Raw genomic sequence first — 13,306 nt, forward strand, 5'->3', positions numbered from 1 at the left:
TTTTTCCCGCACGAAACCAACGGCTTACCCGCGCCGGGGCGCAAACTGAGCGCCCGAAGTTTGGGAAACGCGCAAGATGCCGTATGTTTGCGGCCCTAAGGCCCCTTCTGGTGACGTGACCGAGTGGCTAGGTAGAGGTCTGCAAAACCTCCTACAGCGGTTCGAATCCGCTCGTCACCTCCAATAAAAACGCCCCGCAGTAGCTACTGCGGGGCGTTTTTGCGTTTTTCGAAACTTGAAATGTGTTGGCTGCGCCGCTACTGCGCCGTGAGCCACTCGGCCGCCGGGGCGGCATCGGTGAAGTAATGAAAGGCCAAGGGACTTTGCAGGGCGCGGCCCACCGCACGAGCGGCTAGGGCCGCGCCGGGCAGCTCACTTTCCACGATGGCGCAGCGGCTGTAGCCGGCGGTGCTGATGGCGGTAGGAATCCACTGTTCCGCAATCCAGCGCTGGGCTTCGGCGGGCAGGGGCTGGCGGCGCCGCTGGTCGGTGAGCAGCTTGCCGGTGTGGTAGTGCTGCAGGGCGTGGAGCGTGTGGGCGTAGAGGGCGCGCAGGGCTTCTTCTTCGATGGGCACATCGGTCCACTGCAGGCACACGTAGCCGTTGGCGTGGTAGGAAACGGTGGCCAGGCTGTTGTGAAAGTATACGGACGCGGGAGTGGTGGGCATTGGAGAAGCAGGTAAGCACCGCAAGTACGCACGAAGGCGGCATTGCGTTGGCCGTACGACTGCAGTGGTGCGGCGCAATTGACGACTAGCGGTAGGTCAGCTCAAAGGGCAGATGACCTGGGCGGAAGCAGCCCGGGCATCCGAAGCCTCACGCGTGGCCCGTAACGCAACGCACCCCGACCGTGGGGCCGGGGTGCGCGACACTGTTCACTCACTCGGGTGCTGCATAGGCGGGGCTACTTGGCGCGGCGGATGTAGATGTTGCCCTGCAGGGACTTGAGCAGGATTTCGGCGCCGCCGCCGTTGAGCTTGCCGTACGTCCACTCGTCCACGTTGAGGCGGTAGAGGCCGTTGGCGTTGCGGCTGGTTTTGACCTGCTTCTGCTCGGTCACCAGCTCAAAGTCGCTGTACACCTCGCCGAAATCCGACTTGAGCTTGAGCGAAGCCTTGGTTTTGGCCGGCAGCGTGAGGTCGACTTTGCCGTTGACGGTGGAAAAGGCCATCGGGGCGCCGGCCGTCACGTCGCGGAAGCTGGCCGTGATGGGGCCGTTGACGGTGTTGGCCACCGCCGAGCCGGCCACCTGCGTGAGGGCAATGCCGCCGTTGACGTTGTTGATTTCCAGCTCGCCGTCGACGTTGCTGACGGTGATGTCACCGTCCTGCACCGTGGCCACGCGCAGGGAAAAGCGCTGCGGCACCTTGATGGTCAGGTTCACGGTGCGGTTACCGGGCGGCGTCTTCACGTACACGTGGTTTTCTTTTTCCTCGACGGTAATATCCAGGTTCGAACCGGTATCGACGCGGCGCAGGCCCTCGGGAGCCGGGCCGCGGGGTGGGCGGCGGGCGGCGCCCTCGGCTTCCACCAGCACGTCCTTGCCGTTGTAGCCGGTCACGCTGATGGAGCCGCCGATGAGCTTCACGTGCAGCACGCCGGGCTTGCCGGGGGCGCTGAGCGCCACGGTGAGCTGCTCGTTGCTAGTATTCTTCGATTGGGCTTGGGCGCCGCCGGCCGGGCCGAGCAGGGCCAGGAGCAAGACCAGCGCAGTGCTCAGGCCGGCGCGGCGAATCAGGAGGAGGGGTGGAGCAGTACGCTTCATCGGGGTTGCTGTTTGATGGTCACGTCGCCGTTGAGGGTTTCGAAGCGGAAGTCCTTGCCGCCCTGGCCCAGGCGCATGACCCGGTCTTTGGAGAGTTTGTATTTGGTGCCGCTCGCGCCGGGCTGCTGGGTTTGGCTGACCTGCACCGGCCGTAGTTCGGCCTCGGGGAAGTCGGTGTACAGCTCGCCGTGCATGGTTTTGAAGTGCACGTCGGCGGCCACGTCGCGCGGGTAGGTCACGTTGAGCTGCCCGTTGATGGTGTGGTAGGAGCAGGGGCCCGTCGGGCTGCCGCTGTACACGGCGTCCACGTTGCCATTCACGGTGCGGGCCGTGGTGGTGCCGCGCACGTTCTGCAGGCTGATGGCGCCGTTCACGTTGTAGGCGTCGAGCTTGCTGCCGCTCACGTCCTGCACCAGCACCTTGCCGTCCGTCACGGTGGCCACGTGCAGGTTCATGGCCGCGGGCACTTTGATGACGAAGTCGAACTGGAAGGTGTAGCCCGGCTTTTCGTGCTGCTCGCTGCGGTTGTAGCGGCCGCGGTTGGGGCGCGAGTCGTGGGGCCCGGCCAGGTACACTACCACGCTGTCGTTGCGCTGCAGAAAGCCAAGCACAGCTTCCTTTTTGCCGGTTTCCAGGGTCTGCGCCGATTCGGCTTTGATGGTTTTGGTGGCTTCCAGCAGCACCTCGTTGCCGCTGTAGCCCTGCACCGTCACCGAGCCGATGATGTTGTACACGGCCAGGGTGCTGCGGGCCGCGTCGGCGCTGAGGCGGAACTGCCGGCTGATTTTCTCTTCGGAGCGGTGGGCGCCGGCGTCGCGGCTCTGGGCCTGGCACTGGGTGCTAAATGCTAAGCTCAGCAGGGTGAGCAGGGCGGGCAAGAAAGAACGTTTCATGGGTTTGGGCGTCGGAAGAGAGAGACTTGATGCTTTCCTGGATTTTGGCTTTCACGGCCTCGTTGAGGTCGGGCTGGCGCAGCAGGCGGCGCAGCGGCGGCACCGAGCGTTTTTCCTGCAGCTGCACCATCACGTCGGCCAGGGCCGACTGCACCAGCGGCGAGTCCTGCCGGGTGAGGGCGCGCACTAGGCCCTGGCGCACGGCCGGTTCGTTGGGGGCCAGCTGGGCCAGGGCTTCGAGGGTGGCCAGGCGCACGTTCACGTTGTCGTCGTGGTTGAGCGTGCTCAGCAGGGCCTCCACCACCCGGGGGTTGGCCTGACTGAGCTCCTTGGTGTAGCCCACCGCCCGCAGCCGCTCGGTGGCCGAAGGCGCTTCGATGAGCGAGAGCAGCAGCACCTGGCGCATGTCCTGCACCTGCCGGGTGAGTTGGGCCAGCTCCTGCTGGCTGGCCGTGGCCGGGGCCACCGGCTGCGGCCGCGCCATCCAGTAGCCCCCGGCAATGCCTACTATGAGCAGACAGAGGTTGTAGGCTACCCGGGCCGCGAACTGCGGCGTGAGCCACTCCCGCAGCCAGCCCCGGGCCTGCGCCAACCAGGTAGCCGCCGCCGAGGGCTTCGAGGCTTTCTTGTACTCGGCCAGCATGGCGTAGAAATTAGGCCGCAGCTGCTCACTGGGCTCGGGCGTGGGCAGCTGGCCCAACGTGAGCCAGAGCTGCCGGGTGCTTGCCAGCTCGGCCTGGCAGTCGGGGCAGTGGGCGAGGTGGGCATCGAGCACCAGCTGCTCGGGCGGGCTGAGCTGGTGGTGCAGGTAATCGAGCAATTGCTCCTGGGCTTGTTCGCAACGCATGGCTTCCCGTCAGTTTTCGATTTTCAGATACATGGCCTTCAGCTCGTGCATGGCGCGGTGCACGCGCACCTTCACGGCGCCTTCGGATACGTCGAGCACGCGGGCTATTTCGGCGTACTTCAGCTCCTGAAACCGGCTCAGCAGCAGCACCTCGCGGTGGTCGGCGCTGAGGCGGGCCAAGGCCCGGTGCAGGGTGGCCACTTCCTGTTCCTGCTGCAGCCGCTCATCGGCCCGGGGGCCGCCGGGGATGGTTTCGGCCAGCGGGGCCACGTCGTGGTGGCGGCTGGCGTGGCGGTTCTGCTTCAGGTGGTCGGCTAGCACGTTGCGGGCCAAATGGTACATCCAGCTGCGGAATTCGCCCTCCCCGGTGTAGGTGTGCCGGTACTTGAGCATGCGGTAGAACACCGTCTGCACCAAATCCTCGCTGGCCTCGGCCCGGCCCAGCATGTGGTAGAGGAACTGGAACAGCTTGCGGTGGTACCGCTCGAACAGCAGGCCCATCCGGTCCACTTCCCCGGCCTTGACCCGGAGCATGAGCGCGTTATCCGTAAGCGTGTCCAACTGATGCAGCGGGGTAGGAGGGTGGCTTTCTGGATGTGGACACCGCCCTTCGCGGCGAAGGTTACAGCCCGCCCGAAAATAATTTTTCAGGCCGGGGCGTCGGCTTGATTTCGGCCAACAAAAAAGCCGGCGCCCCGAAGGCAACCGGCCAGTGTGAATAAATAGAAGCTGTTTAGGAGGTCCTTGGAACGTCATGTCGAGCTTGTCGAGACATCTCGCTCGGGGGCTATTCTTCTCGTTGAACAAGGTAGTTCTATCAGGGGTCAGCACGCGAGATGTCTCGACTTCGCTCGATATGACGGCCTGAGATGAGTATAGTATCAACCCGAACCCCCTAAAACGCATAAAGCCCCGACTCAAGGAGCGGGGGCTTTGGGCAAACCTAGCGTGCCGGCCTGAGCCGGACAGCCAGATCTACGAAGCCCGGATTGACCTTGGATTTCGGCTGGTAAAATTTTTTTCGGCGCCGAAGCCAGGGGCTCGAACGGAAAAAAGCCGCAGCCCAAGGGGCGGCGGCTTTTCTCCTTATTCCAAACAAGGTGCTTTTCAGCACCCTGCGTATAGAACCAAGCAAAAGCCGGATAAGTGCCTGAACATCTGGCAGTAATTGAGGGAGGTTTTGCATATTTTGAGGGAGTTGAGGCGGCCGGACGCGGTTAATCCAGGCCGGGCTGAGGGTAAGCTCAACCATAAGGGGCCGGAGGAATTAGGCTTATTGGCGCGCACCGCCTAATTTGAAGCGGGGTCGAGCAATCCGGCCCAAAACCCGCCGCAACCGCCTTTTATGCCGTTTTCGGCCATATCCTTCGCCACACCCGGCCCGTAGAAGCGGGCACTCGTTTCCTCCCCCTCCTCAACACCACCTCCTTAGTATGAAAATCGTTGACCTGCGCACCATGCGCGGCCCGAGCTACTGGTCCGTCAAGCACCGCAAACTCATTGTGCTGAAGCTGGACCTGGAAGACCTGGCCGGCACCTGGAGCAACGCCGCCAAGGGCTTCCCGGCGCGCCTGCTCAAGCTGCTGCCCGGCCTGGAACAAACCCGCAGCACCAACCCGCGCGACAACGCCAAGCACCCGCCCCTGACCTTGGAGCAGCTCTCGGACGGGGAGCCGTGGGGCCACGTGGTGCAGCAGGTGGCTCTGGAGCTGCAGCGCCTGGCCGGCATGCCGCTGACCTGGGGCAAAACCCGCCCGGCCTACGACGAAGGCCAGGAAATCGTCCTGTTTGAGTACCAGGAAGAACGCGCCGGCCGCGTGGCCGCCGAGGCCGCCGTGGAACTGGTGAGCAAGCTGCTGCGCCGGGAGAAGTACGACCTGAAGGCCATTGTCGACGAGCTGCACGAAATCCGGGAGGAGGAGTTCTTCGGGCCGAGCACCTGGAGCATCGTAGCGGAGGCAGCCTCGCGCGGCATTCCGTACATTCAGCTGGAAGGCTCCAACATCATTCAGCTGGGCTACGGCGTGAACCAGAAGCGCATCTGGGCCACCACCTCGTCTAATACCTCGCACGCGGCGGTGGAAATTGCCGGCAACAAGAACCGCACGAAGCGCATGCTGAAAGCGGCCGGCGTGCCCGTGCCCCGCGGCACCACCGTGTACTCGGTGGAGGGCCTCAAGGACGCGGTGGAGGAGCTGGGCTACCCCATCGTGACCAAGCCGCTCGACGGCAACCACGGTAAGGGCGCCACCATCAACATCAAGAACTGGAAAGAAGCCCAGGCCGGGCTGAAAGCGGCCCAGGTGTACTCGCGCGCGGTTATCGTGGAGCAGTTCATCGAGGGCTTCGACTTCCGCCTGCTCGTCATCAACGGCAAGCTGGTGGCCGCGGCCAAGCGTACCCCGGCCTGCGTCGTGGGCGACGGCAGCAGCACCATTCAGCAGCTCATCGACGAGGTGAACAAGGACCCGCGCCGGGGCGTGGGCCACGAAAAGGTGCTCACCCAGATCAAGCTCGACAAGCACAGCCAGCAGATTCTGAAGGCCCGGGAGCTGACGCCCAAGTCGGTGCTGCCGGCCGGGGAGGAGCTGTACCTGAAGAGCACGGCCAACATCAGCACCGGCGGCACGGCCACCGACGTGACCGACCTGATTCACCCCTACAACCTGCTCATGGCCGAGCGCGTGGCCGGCATCATCGGCCTCGACATCTGCGGCATCGACGTGCTGACCACTGACATTGCCATTCCCTTGAACGAAACCCGCGGGGCCGTCATCGAGGTGAATGCCGCCCCGGGCTTCCGCATGCACATTTCGCCGGCCGAAGGGCTGCCGCGCAACGTGGCCGCCCCGGTGGTCGACATGCTGTTTCCGCAGGGCGCCACGGCGCGCATTCCCATCTTCGCCGTGACGGGCACCAACGGCAAAACCACCACCACGCTGCTGCTGGCCCACATCGTGGCCTCCAAGGGCTACAAAGTGGGCAACACCACCACCTCGGGCATCTACATCCAGGGCCGGCAGCTGCAGAGCGGCGACTGTACCGGGGCGCAGAGCGCGGAATTCGTGCTGAAAGACCCGACGGTGAACTTCGCCGTGCTCGAAACCGCCCGCGGCGGCATGCTGCGCTCGGGCCTGGGCTTCCACTCCTGCGACGTGGCCGTGGTGACCAACGTGGCCGCCGACCACCTCGGGCTGAAGGACATTCACACGGTGGAGGAAATGGCCGAGGTGAAGGGCGTGCTGCCCCGCACCGTGCGCAAGGGCGGCTGGGCCGTGCTCAACGCCGACAACGACCTGACCTACGCCATGCGCGAGCGGCTCGACTGCAACGTGGCCCTCTTCAGCATGGACGAACACTCGCCCCGCATCCGGGAGCACGTGGAGGCCGGCGGGCTGGCGGCGGTGTACGAGGAAGGCTACCTGAGCATCTACCGCAACAGCTACAAGCTGCGCATCGACCGGGCCGTGGAACTGCCGATTACCTTCGGCGGGCGGGCCCGCTTCAATATCGAAAACGCCCTAGCCGCTTCCCTGGCCGCCTACTGCTACGGCTTCGACAAGGACGACATCAAGACCGCGCTGCGCACCTTCGTGCCCTCGGCCACCAAGACGCCGGGCCGCATGAACATCTTCCGCTTCCCCACCTTCGAAGTGGTGGTCGATTACGCCCACAACACCCACGGCATCGAGAAGTACGCCGAGTTTATGGAGGCCACGCCCGCCACGCACAAAGTTGGCATCGTGTCGGGCCTCGGCGACCGGCGCGACCAGGACACCATCGACTACGCCCGCGTGGCCGGCCGCATCTTCGACGAAGTGGTGCTGCGCCAGGACCAGGACCTGCGCGGCAAAACCGCCGCCGAGATAGAAGCCCTGATGCGCCAGGGGCTAACGATGGACAAGCCCGATTTGCCCATCACCTACATCGACAACGAGCCGGAAGCCATCGATTACGTGCTGCAGAACGCCCGCGAAGGCTCCGTCATCACCATTTTCAGCGAGGACATCAAAGCCACCATTGCCAAGCTGGAAGCCTTCGAAGCCCGCGTGCGCGAGGAGCAGCCCCAGCCCGCGTAGACCTCACCCGAAATCGGGCTTTGCCAAGGGAATAAGGTACCGGCTATATTTGAGCTGGTACCTTATTTTTTGTCGCATGAAATCTTTTTCCGGCCTCTGTGCCGCAGGCCTGCTGGTCCTGCTTATCCTCTCCTTTCGCTTGCCGGCAGTGGCCCAGGCGCCCACCTGGCAATCGGCACATGCCGTAGCCGTAGCGACGGCGGCGGTTACGGGCAACAACCTTAACCTCTCGGAGGTGACAGCCACGGCCACTGATGGCGCGGGCAACGTGTACCTGACAGGACATTTTACTAATACGGTGACATTGGGCAGCACCACGCTCACCAGCTTCGGAGAGGCAGACATCTTCGTGGCTAAATTTAACCCGGCCAGCAACCAGTTCGTGTGGGTGCAGCGGGCTGGCGGCTCGGGCACAGACCGGGCCCATGCACTGGCCGTGAGTGGTACCAGCGTGTACGTGGCTGGACATTTTAACAGCCTCATGGCCAGCTTCGGTGCTACCACTCTGACTAATGCGGGCCCTGTTAACGCTTACGACGGGTACGTAGCCAAGCTAACGGACGCGGGCAGCACGAGCAGCTTCGTCTGGTCCCAGCGGATCGGCGGCAGAGGCGATGATCATGCTTTCTCGCTGGCAGCGAGCGGTTCCAACGTGTACGTGGCTGGACATTTTGCTAGCCCTACAGCCAGCTTCGGTGCTACCACCTTGACGAGTGCGGGTGATTCCGACGTGTATGTGGCCAAGCTAACGGACGCGGGCAGCTTCGTCTGGGCTCAGAGAGCTGGCGGCAGAAGCGCCGACTTAGCCTTTGCACTGGCTGTAAGCGGTACGAGCGTGTACATAGCAGGGGATTTTTATGGCTCCACAGCCAATTTTGGCGCCACTACCCTGACCAATGTGGGCCCTACTAACACGTTCGACGTGTTCGTGGCCAAGCTTACAGATGCAGGCAACTCCGGTAGCTTTGTCTGGGCGCAACGCGCCGGCGGTCGGGTAGATGACTTATGCGGTATGTTGGCTGTGAGTGGCACGAGCGTGTATATAGCAGGGGAATTTTACGGCACTACGACCAACTTTGGCGCAATCACCCTGACCAATGCGGGGCCCTCTAATACCTGCGACATGTTTGTGGCCAAGCTAACGGACGCGGGCAGCACGGGCAGCTTCGTATGGGCGCAACGCGCCGGCGGCGCGGGCAACGAGCGAGCAGGTGCGCTGGTCGTGGGCAACACCGGCGTGCACGTAGCGGGAGGGTTCAATGGAGCCACAACCAACTTCGGCGCTACTACCTTGACCAACGCGGGCGGTTACGACGTGTATGTGGCCAAACTAACGGACGCGGGCAGCACGGGCAGCTTCGTATGGGCGCAACGCGCCGGCGGCACGGGCGACGACAATGCCTTCGCGCTGGCTGTGAGTGGTACCAGCGTGTACGTGGCCGGAAGTTTCGTCGGCCCTACAACTAGCTTCGGCGTCACTACCCTAACCAATCCTTATTTTATCGCCTTCGAAGGACTTGGCTTGCTGTCCTCCCTCACAGACCTAACGCTCGCGGCCAAAACGTCCGGTCCGGCCGTAGCCCCGGCGCACCTCTTTCCCAACCCGGCGCAAGGCACCGCCACGCTGCGTCGGCCTGTCGGCCTGGCCCCTGAGGCGCTGACCCTGTGCGACGCGCTAGGCCGTCCCGTACGCCGCTACCCCGCCCCGACCGGCGCTACCGCCGCCCTCGACCTGCGCGGGCTGCCTACTGGCCTATACCTGCTGTACGGCGCCGGCCCGGTCCAGCGCCTACAGGTGGAGTAGCCCCGCTATCCGTTAAGGGCAGTGATTATTTTGTATAGGCGAGGAAATGATGTAGAAAAAACTACTCCGGTGGTTGTAAAAAGAAGCCCCGCCGGACTCGTCCGGCGGGGCTTCTCCGTTGATATTCGGCTGGCGGTTTAATCGTCCACGAAATCCGTGTAATCCGAATAAATCCGCAGTAATCCGTGGTCTATTTCAGCGTGAAGGTGGCTTTGCCGATCAGGTAGCCGTCGGCGTACAGCTCCACGGTGTGCTGGCCGGTTTTGTACTCGGTGCCCTTGGCGTAGACGAACTGCACGCCCTGGCGCGTGTTGTCGTACACCAGCTCCTGCTTGGCGGTGTAGAAGGCCTCGTTGCCGTCGATGAGGAAGGTGCCGCCGCCGGTGCTCAGGTTATACAGCGCCGCGCCGTCGGGCTCCAGCAGGCGCATCATGATCTGCTTGGTTTCCTTGGGGGCCACGTCGTTCTGAGCCAGGTTGAAGGTCACTTTGATCTTCTCCACCTTGCGGGCCTTGAACTCGTTGTTGTCGTCGTCATCTTCTTTGTTGCGGCGGTTGATGACGCCGATGCGGATGTTGTCGGCCCGCAGGCGCGAGGCAATGGCCACTTTCTCGCTCAGCTCCTGGTTGGTGCGCGCAATGGTGCCGATGGTATCGGTCAGCTTATTCTGACGCTCCTTCAGGGTTTGCGTCTCGGTGAAGAGCATCTCGTTGTCCTTCTTCAGCTGCACGATTTCGTCGTCCTTCTGGCGCAGCTGCCGCTCGAAGTTCTGGGCGCGCTGCTGGAAGCGTTTCTGGTCGGCTACCGAGAACGAGCTGGCGCGGAAGGAGCGCAGCTTGAGCAGGTCGGCGTTGACGGAGGCAATTTTGGCTTCCAGCGAGTCATTGGCCAGGCCCATGCTCTGCAGCTCCTGGCTCTGGCGCTCAAAATCGGCCTTCAGCGTTTCGTACTGCTTGATCTGTTCCTCCAGCTTGGTGTCTTTCACCTTGATGTCGGCGGCCAGCTGCTCGTTCTGCTTCGTCTTCTGCTGGTTCATGTAGAAGAGGATGCCGTTGATGCCGACAAGCACGAGCACCAGAGCCGCCAGCAGCAGCCAGCGGTTGTTATTGCGGCGTTCGGGAGCTTGTTGTTGTTCCATAAAGCGGGGGAAAAGTGAATGAAGCCGGGCCGACCGGGGGCGCGGCCACAACGTTACCTTTACGCCAAAAATACACGGATTAGTTAGGCGGGCAACTTTACGGGCCCCGCGCCGCCCGGTTTTCCCTATGTCTGAGTCCAATTTCGACGCCGCCTACTGGGCCGCCCGCTACGCCACCGGCCAGGACCCCTGGGACGCCGGCCGCATCACCGAGCCGCTGCGCGCCTACTTCGCTCAGCTCGGCCCGCCCGACCAGCGCCGCATCCTCATTCCCGGCGCCGGCCGCGCCTACGAGGCTGAGTACCTGCACCAAGCCGGCTGGCCCAACGTGTTCGTAGCTGACTTCGCCGCCGAGCCCCTGCAAGCTCTGCAGCAGCGCGTCCCCGGCTTCCCCGCCGCCCACCTGCTGCAGGCCGACTTCTTCCAGCTGACCGGTTCCTTCGACCTCCTCGTGGAGCAGACGTTTTTTTGCGCCCTAGACCCATCGTTGCGCCCGGTCTACGCCCGAAAGTGCGCCGAGCTGCTGCGCCCCGGCGGCAAGCTCGTCGGCCTGCTGTTCGACGGCCCGGTGGGCCCCGGCGACGGGCCGCCCTTCGGCGGCACCCGCGCGGAGTACCGCCAGCTGTTCGAGCCGTACTTCGAGTTCCTGCACTTCGAGCCGGCTTATAATTCCATCAAGCCGCGGCAGGGGCGGGAGCTGTTCATCAGCCTGCAACGCAAGGCCGAGGTGTAGCGCGAATTTTTAGTTCGCGTATCGTTGCCGGCGTCCGCACGTCAATAGCCGAGGTACGTCGTTCAACAATACGCGAAGAGAAACTTCGCGCTACATCCCGACCTTTACCCGGCGCTTCTTCCAATTGCGCCCAATTCCCATGATTGATAGCCTCGCCGCCGCTCTGCCGCACTTCCGCAACACCAATTCCGGTCAGTTCTTCCTGATGGCCGGGCCCTGCGTCATCGAGGGCGAAGACATGGCCCTGCGCATTGCCGAGCAGGTGCGCCGCCTCACCGACCGCCTGCAGATTCCTTACGTCTTCAAGGGCTCCTACCGCAAGGCCAACCGCTCCCGCATCGACTCCTTCACCGGCATCGGCGACGAGACGGCGCTGAAGATTCTGCAGAAAGTCGGCCGCGAAATCGGCGTGCCCACCGTGACGGACATCCACGAATCCAGCGAAGCCGCGCTGGCGGCCGAGTACGTCGACGTGCTGCAGATTCCAGCCTTTTTGTGCCGCCAGACCGAACTGCTGGTGGCCGCCGCCGAAACCGGCAAGGTGGTCAACATCAAGAAAGGCCAGTTTCTCTCGGGCGCGGCCATGGGCTTCGCCGTCGACAAGGTCAAGCAGTCGGGCAACCCGCACGTCATCCTCACCGACCGCGGCAACTCGTTCGGCTACACCGATCTGGTGGTCGATTTCCTGAACATTCCGGCCATGCAGAGCTTCGGCGTGCCGGTGGTGATGGACGTGACGCACTCCCTGCAGCAGCCCAACCAGAGCAGCGGCGTCACCGGCGGCAAGCCCGAAATGATCCAGACCATTGCCAGCGCCGCCATTGCCGCCGGCGCCGACGGCCTCTTCATCGAAACCCACCCGACGCCCGCCACCGCCAAATCGGACGGCGCCAATATGCTGCAGCTCGACCGCCTGGAAAAGCTGCTCGAACGCCTCACCCGCATCCGCGAAGCCGTACGGTAAGGCCGCGTTGCTGCAAGCAGCGGTTCACCCCGCAGTCATTGCGAGCGGAGCGCGGCAATCTTTCCTCTAGTAGCTCCGCCGACGCAATACGCACCAACTGAAAATGGTACCGCCCGAAACCAAGTAACTATGGTTTCGGGCGGTACCGTTTTCGGCTTCTGCCAGTTGGACCGTCGTGCCGCGAGAGGAAAGATTGCCGCGCTTCGCTCGCAATGACGGCCAATTTACCGTCGGCTTCGCTACACGCCCAGCCCGCGGCCCTCAATACGCAGCGTGAAATGCTGCTTGGGCGCATTCTTCCGGAAGAACACCAGCCCGACGAAGAACAGGTCCACGGTCGTCGTGACGGCCGGGTGGGCTTTGATGGCCTCCCAGGCCTGCTCCATCTCGGCCGACCAGTGAATGTCATCGAACACGAACACCGACTCTTCGGTGGCGTAGGGCAGGCACTGCTCCAGGTAGCGCAGCGTGGGCTCGTAGCGGTGGTTGCCGTCGAAAAAGGCGAAGTCCAGCGGCTGCGTTAGCTGGGCCAGGGCGTGCGGCAGCGTGTGGTCGAAGTTGCCTTCGATCAGCTCCACGTTCTGCAGGCCCAGCTTTCCGAAGGTTTCGCGGGCCACGGCGGCCGTTTCGGGGCAGCCTTCGAAGGTGAGAACCCGCGCCTGCGACGACGCCGCGGCCAGGTAAGCCGTGGTCAGGCCCAGCGAGGTGCCCAGCTCCAACACGGTGCGCGGCTGCTGGTGGTTCACCAGCCGAAAAAGCAGTTGGGCCAGCCGGGCGGGCTTGGCCGCGTGCCGGGCTACCTCGCGCACGGCCCGCTCGCGGCCGGCGCCGGTCTGGGAGCCCGCGCCGTAGTCGGTGATGCGCAGGCGGCGCTGATCGGCCAGCAGGGCGTCGCGGCGGGCCTCGATGTTATCGAAGGGGTAAAACGCGCCGGTATGGCAGATAACGTCGAGGTACAGCGAGAAAACAAACGGGGAATGCAGCCCGTGGGCATTCCCCGACCGGAGCCAGTAGCGGAAGTAGCGCAGTGCCTGCTGAAGCAAGGGAAGAGGAGGTGTTAAACGGCTGAATGGTTAAATGGCT

Annotated in this window: 12 protein-coding genes and 1 tRNA gene; 5 read left to right on the forward strand and 8 right to left on the reverse strand. The window is 63.6% G+C overall.

Annotated elements, in window-relative coordinates; all coding sequences use genetic code 11:
- The first annotated feature begins 109 nt into the window (after nt 1–109).
- Nucleotides 110–183: transfer RNA gene (locus FDY95_RS18480), tRNA-Cys, on the forward strand.
- Nucleotides 184–257: 74 nt separating this feature from the next.
- Here FDY95_RS18480 and FDY95_RS18485 read toward each other — a convergent pair.
- The 6 genes from FDY95_RS18485 to FDY95_RS18510 form a co-directional block, all read right to left on the reverse strand.
- Nucleotides 258–668: a hypothetical protein gene (locus FDY95_RS18485; protein WP_138080011.1), complete on the reverse strand. Its 411-nt coding sequence runs from the start codon at nt 666–668 to the stop codon at nt 258–260.
- A gap of 236 nt (nt 669–904) precedes the next feature.
- Nucleotides 905–1,765, reverse strand: coding sequence for a DUF4097 family beta strand repeat-containing protein (locus tag FDY95_RS18490; RefSeq protein ID WP_171025741.1), 861 nt, complete (start codon nt 1,763–1,765; stop codon nt 905–907).
- Nucleotides 1,762–2,658 carry a DUF4097 family beta strand repeat-containing protein gene (locus FDY95_RS18495; RefSeq protein ID WP_138080012.1) on the reverse strand — a complete coding sequence of 299 codons (897 nt, stop codon included), beginning with the start codon at nt 2,656–2,658 and terminating at the stop codon, nt 1,762–1,764. Before FDY95_RS18495 ends, FDY95_RS18490 begins: the two co-directional genes overlap by 4 nt.
- The gene (locus FDY95_RS18500; protein ID WP_138080013.1) at nt 2,606–3,505 is read right to left on the reverse strand and encodes a HEAT repeat domain-containing protein; all 900 of its coding nucleotides are present in this window, start codon (nt 3,503–3,505) and stop codon (nt 2,606–2,608) included. Before FDY95_RS18500 ends, FDY95_RS18495 begins: the two co-directional genes overlap by 53 nt.
- A 9-nt stretch (nt 3,506–3,514) precedes the next feature.
- Complete coding sequence (locus FDY95_RS18505; RefSeq protein WP_111479263.1) at nt 3,515–4,039, reverse strand: RNA polymerase sigma factor; 525 nt, start codon at nt 4,037–4,039, stop codon at nt 3,515–3,517.
- A 409-nt stretch (nt 4,040–4,448) separates the two neighbouring features.
- Nucleotides 4,449–4,691 carry a hypothetical protein gene (locus FDY95_RS18510; RefSeq protein WP_138080014.1) on the reverse strand — a complete coding sequence of 81 codons (243 nt, stop codon included), beginning with the start codon at nt 4,689–4,691 and terminating at the stop codon, nt 4,449–4,451.
- Nucleotides 4,692–4,938: 247 nt separating this feature from the next.
- On the opposite strand from FDY95_RS18510, the gene cphA reads away from it, so the two are divergent.
- Both cphA and FDY95_RS18520 read left to right on the forward strand, forming a co-directional pair.
- The gene (gene cphA, locus FDY95_RS18515) at nt 4,939–7,584 is read left to right on the forward strand and encodes a cyanophycin synthetase (protein ID WP_138080015.1); all 2,646 of its coding nucleotides are present in this window, start codon (nt 4,939–4,941) and stop codon (nt 7,582–7,584) included.
- Nucleotides 7,585–7,660: 76 nt separating this feature from the next.
- The gene (locus tag FDY95_RS18520; RefSeq protein WP_138080016.1) at nt 7,661–9,388 is read left to right on the forward strand and encodes a T9SS type A sorting domain-containing protein; all 1,728 of its coding nucleotides are present in this window, start codon (nt 7,661–7,663) and stop codon (nt 9,386–9,388) included.
- Between the two features lie 190 nt (nt 9,389–9,578).
- On the opposite strand, the gene FDY95_RS18525 is transcribed toward FDY95_RS18520, so the two are convergent.
- Complete coding sequence (locus tag FDY95_RS18525; RefSeq protein ID WP_138080017.1) at nt 9,579–10,526, reverse strand: hypothetical protein; 948 nt, start codon at nt 10,524–10,526, stop codon at nt 9,579–9,581.
- A 127-nt stretch (nt 10,527–10,653) separates the two neighbouring features.
- On the opposite strand from FDY95_RS18525, the gene FDY95_RS18530 reads away from it, so the two are divergent.
- Nucleotides 10,654–11,259, forward strand: coding sequence for a methyltransferase domain-containing protein (locus FDY95_RS18530; RefSeq protein WP_138080018.1), 606 nt, complete (start codon nt 10,654–10,656; stop codon nt 11,257–11,259).
- Between the two features lie 139 nt (nt 11,260–11,398).
- Nucleotides 11,399–12,223 carry a 3-deoxy-8-phosphooctulonate synthase gene (kdsA, locus tag FDY95_RS18535; protein ID WP_138080019.1) on the forward strand — a complete coding sequence of 275 codons (825 nt, stop codon included), beginning with the start codon at nt 11,399–11,401 and terminating at the stop codon, nt 12,221–12,223.
- Nucleotides 12,224–12,462: 239 nt separating this feature from the next.
- On the opposite strand, the gene FDY95_RS18540 is transcribed toward kdsA, so the two are convergent.
- Nucleotides 12,463–13,266, reverse strand: coding sequence for an O-methyltransferase (locus FDY95_RS18540; RefSeq protein ID WP_138080020.1), 804 nt, complete (start codon nt 13,264–13,266; stop codon nt 12,463–12,465).
- Nucleotides 13,267–13,306 lie beyond the last annotated feature (40 nt).

This window comes from Hymenobacter jeollabukensis, from assembly GCF_005771675.1.
Taxonomy (GTDB): domain Bacteria; phylum Bacteroidota; class Bacteroidia; order Cytophagales; family Hymenobacteraceae; genus Solirubrum; species Solirubrum jeollabukense.

Bases quoted from the DNA above. Each gene is read 5' to 3' on its own strand.
- FDY95_RS18485 (WP_138080011.1), bottom strand. From the start codon at position 668: ATGCCCACCACTCCCGCGTCCGTATACTTTCACAACAGCCTGGCCACC.
- FDY95_RS18490 (WP_171025741.1), bottom strand. From the start codon at position 1,765: ATGAAGCGTACTGCTCCACCCCTCCTCCTGATTCGCCGCGCCGGCCTG.
- FDY95_RS18495 (WP_138080012.1), bottom strand. From the start codon at position 2,658: ATGAAACGTTCTTTCTTGCCCGCCCTGCTCACCCTGCTGAGCTTAGCA.
- FDY95_RS18500 (WP_138080013.1), bottom strand. From the start codon at position 3,505: ATGCGTTGCGAACAAGCCCAGGAGCAATTGCTCGATTACCTGCACCAC.
- FDY95_RS18505 (WP_111479263.1), bottom strand. From the start codon at position 4,039: ATGCTCCGGGTCAAGGCCGGGGAAGTGGACCGGATGGGCCTGCTGTTC.
- FDY95_RS18510 (WP_138080014.1), bottom strand. From the start codon at position 4,691: ATGCAAAACCTCCCTCAATTACTGCCAGATGTTCAGGCACTTATCCGG.
- cphA (WP_138080015.1), top strand. From the start codon at position 4,939: ATGAAAATCGTTGACCTGCGCACCATGCGCGGCCCGAGCTACTGGTCC.
- FDY95_RS18520 (WP_138080016.1), top strand. From the start codon at position 7,661: ATGAAATCTTTTTCCGGCCTCTGTGCCGCAGGCCTGCTGGTCCTGCTT.
- FDY95_RS18525 (WP_138080017.1), bottom strand. From the start codon at position 10,526: ATGGAACAACAACAAGCTCCCGAACGCCGCAATAACAACCGCTGGCTG.
- FDY95_RS18530 (WP_138080018.1), top strand. From the start codon at position 10,654: ATGTCTGAGTCCAATTTCGACGCCGCCTACTGGGCCGCCCGCTACGCC.
- kdsA (WP_138080019.1), top strand. From the start codon at position 11,399: ATGATTGATAGCCTCGCCGCCGCTCTGCCGCACTTCCGCAACACCAAT.